The following is a 2,707-nucleotide window of genomic DNA, read 5'->3' as shown; positions in this document are numbered from 1 at the left end:
CCGCTGGTCGACATCATCAAGGCGGCCGGCGCCATCCCCGGCATCAAGGTCGACGCCGGCGCCAAGCCGCTGGCCGGGTTTCCCGGCGAGACCATCACCGAAGGCCTCGATGGCCTGCGCGAGCGCCTTGCCGATTACTACAAGCTCGGCGCCCGCTTCGCCAAATGGCGCGCGGTGATCGACATCGATATCGCCAAAGGCGTGCCTTCGGGGACCTCGATCGGCTCGAACGCGCACGCACTCGCCCGCTATGCAGCCCTTTGCCAGGAGGCCGGCATTGTGCCGATCGTCGAACCGGAAGTGCTGATGGATGGCGCCCACGATATCGACACCTGCTACGACATCTCGAAGGCAACGCTGATCAAGCTTTATGACGAGCTCCATGCGGCGCGCGTCGTGCTGGAAGGCACCATCCTGAAACCGAACATGGTGCTGGCCGGCAGGAAGTCGGGCAAGGTGAGCAGCCCCGAAGAAGTCGCCGAAAAGACCATAAAACTGTTCCGCGAAACCGTGCCGGCAGCGGTGCCGGGCATTGCCTTCCTCTCCGGCGGCCAGGAGGACGAGGAGGCGACCGCCAACCTCAACGCCATCAACGCCATCGGGCCGCACCCGTGGAAGCTGACCTTCTCCTATGGCCGCGCACTGCAGGCCGCGCCACAGAAAGCCTGGAGCGGCAAGGCCTCGAACGTTGCCGCCGGCCAGGCCGCCTTCACCCATCGCGCCCACATGAACCATCTGGCAGCGCTCGGAAAATGGAAGGCGAGCCTGGAACAGGCCGCCTGATCACAGTCCTTTCTTCCTCCTTCGAACCCGGGCCGATGCGCCCGGGTTTTTTTGTTTGTGACTTGCCGGGCTTGGGGCGGAGCCTCTCCGTCCTTATTTCCTCTCGGGCGATGTCGGGTTGTGCTCATCCCGAACGTCCTTGGAATGACACTTCAGGGAGAGGTTCATGCATCGCAACAAGATCGTTTCGCGCGAAGACTGGTTCCAGGCGCACAAGGCGCATCTGGCGCGCGAGAAGGAACTGACGCGGCTCCGCGAGCGGATAGCGGCTGAGCGACGTGAATTGCCCTGGCTGAAGATCCGGAAGGACTATGTCTTCGAAACCGGGCAAGGGCCGAAGAGACTGGCCGACCTGTTTGCCGGCAACAGCCAGCTGATCGTCTATCACTTCATGTTCGGGCCGGGCTGCGTCAGTCATTGCGAGGGCTGCTCATTCCTTGCAGATCATATCGACGGCGCCAATCAGCATCTGCGGCATCACGACGTGTCGCTGGTCGTGGTTTCGCGCGCTCCACTGGCGGAACTTCTGCCTTACAAGCAGCGCATGGGCTGGAAGTTCGACTGGGTGTCGTCCTATGCCTCGGATTTCAACTTCGACATGCAGGTCTCCTTCACCGACAAGCAGATCGCCGCGGGCGACACCACCTACAATTTCGAGACCCGTCCACGAACATCGAAGGAGCTTCCCGGCACCAGCGTTTTCTACCGGGACGAGGCCGGCGACATCTTCCTCACCTTCATGTCGCGCGCCCGCGGCGGCGAGGCGCAGATCGGCGCCTACAACTATCTCGACATGACGCCGAAGGGCCGCAACGAGAACGGCCCCTATCACGGACTGATGGATTGGGTGCGGCTGCACGATGAATATCAGGGCAAGCAAGCGGGGCAGGCGAGTTGCTGCGATTGAAGAGCGTTCCCGTCGACCAAAACATGCGCTAAGGCTGCCGCTGATCGTTTAACGGTACTGCCATGCGCTTCCCGTCCCTACTCACCTGGCTCGCCTTCCCGGTCTATATCTGGCAAGGCCTCGGCGTGCGACGCCGCACCACGCGCATGCTGCCGGCGCAAGGGCCGGTCATGCACGAAATATCAGGCAAGGCGCCTGATATTTCGCTTCTGGTGCTGGGCGATTCGTCCGCCGCGTCGGTCGGCATAGGCAATTCGGAACATGGGCTTGCCGCGCAACTCGCCGCGCTGATTTCACAAAGCACAGGCCGCACCGTGCGCTGGCGGGCGGCCGGCTTTAATTCGGCAACGTCGGGCCAGATACGCGACCATGTCCTGCCCAATCTGTCGGCCGAACCGTGGACGCATATCGTGTTGGCCATCGGCACCAACGACACCAAGAATTTTCACTCCGTGCCGCGCTTCAAGAAGGAGTTCGGCGGCCTGCTCTACGGCCTGCGCGCCAAATGGCCGGAAGCACGCGTGGTGTGGTCGCCGGTGCTGGAGTTCACGCGGGCTCCGGCCATGCCGCCGCTGCTCGGAAAAATCCTTGAGATTCGCGCCACCGACATGAACCGGATGGGCGAACGCCTTTGCCTGGAGCGCGGCGCGGTGCCGGCGCCGCGCCTGCCGATCACCAATCCGGAAGCCGGCTTTGCCTCGGACGGCTTTCACGCCTCGGAAGCAGGCTACCGGGCCTGGGCCGAGCATCTGGTTGGCCCGGTGCTTGGCAATTGAGCACCGACGACAAGTGCCGTCCTACGTCAAATGCCCGAGCACGGCCGCCAGTGAAATCGCAGCCATGGCGAGCAGTGCCAGCTTCCAGAAATCGCCGCGTCGCTTGAGGCCTGGCCAGCCAAGCGGCTTGATCAGTTGAATGACCATGAAACCGACGATGACAAGGGCGAGGAATTTCGTCATGCCGCCTTTGACCAGCAACGCGCCCGGCTGTCAAAGCACGTCGTTCATTGCCTGAGAA

At 62.8% G+C, this 2,707-nt stretch carries 4 protein-coding genes; 3 read left to right on the top strand and 1 reads right to left on the bottom strand.

Translation table 11 applies throughout. The features are described 5' to 3' along the window. The 3 genes from EN939_RS28750 to EN939_RS28740 form a co-directional block, all read left to right on the top strand. Window positions 1–783, top strand: a 783-nt coding sequence (locus EN939_RS28750; protein WP_127271086.1) for a class I fructose-bisphosphate aldolase, incomplete at its 5' end; no start/stop codon positions are given. A 166-nt stretch (window positions 784–949) separates the two neighbouring features. After that, on the top strand, window positions 950–1,690 hold the full coding sequence (locus EN939_RS28745) for a DUF899 domain-containing protein (protein ID WP_127271085.1): 741 nt from the start codon (window positions 950–952) through the stop codon (window positions 1,688–1,690). Window positions 1,691–1,752: 62 nt separating this feature from the next. Beyond that, window positions 1,753–2,466, top strand: coding sequence for an SGNH/GDSL hydrolase family protein (locus tag EN939_RS28740; protein ID WP_127271083.1), 714 nt, complete (start codon window positions 1,753–1,755; stop codon window positions 2,464–2,466). Between the two features lie 21 nt (window positions 2,467–2,487). Here the strand turns inward: EN939_RS28740 and EN939_RS28735 are convergent, their stop codons facing one another. Beyond that, window positions 2,488–2,667, bottom strand: a complete 180-nt coding sequence (locus EN939_RS28735) for a hypothetical protein (RefSeq protein WP_032899099.1) — start codon at window positions 2,665–2,667, stop codon at window positions 2,488–2,490. Window positions 2,668–2,707: the final 40 nt, after the last annotated feature.

Origin of the sequence: Mesorhizobium sp. M7A.F.Ca.CA.002.05.1.1, assembly GCF_003998335.1 — a bacterium.
GTDB lineage: Bacteria > Pseudomonadota > Alphaproteobacteria > Rhizobiales > Rhizobiaceae > Mesorhizobium.
Note: the sequence above shows the minus strand (reverse complement) of the source record. Positions and strands in the feature narration are given on the sequence as shown.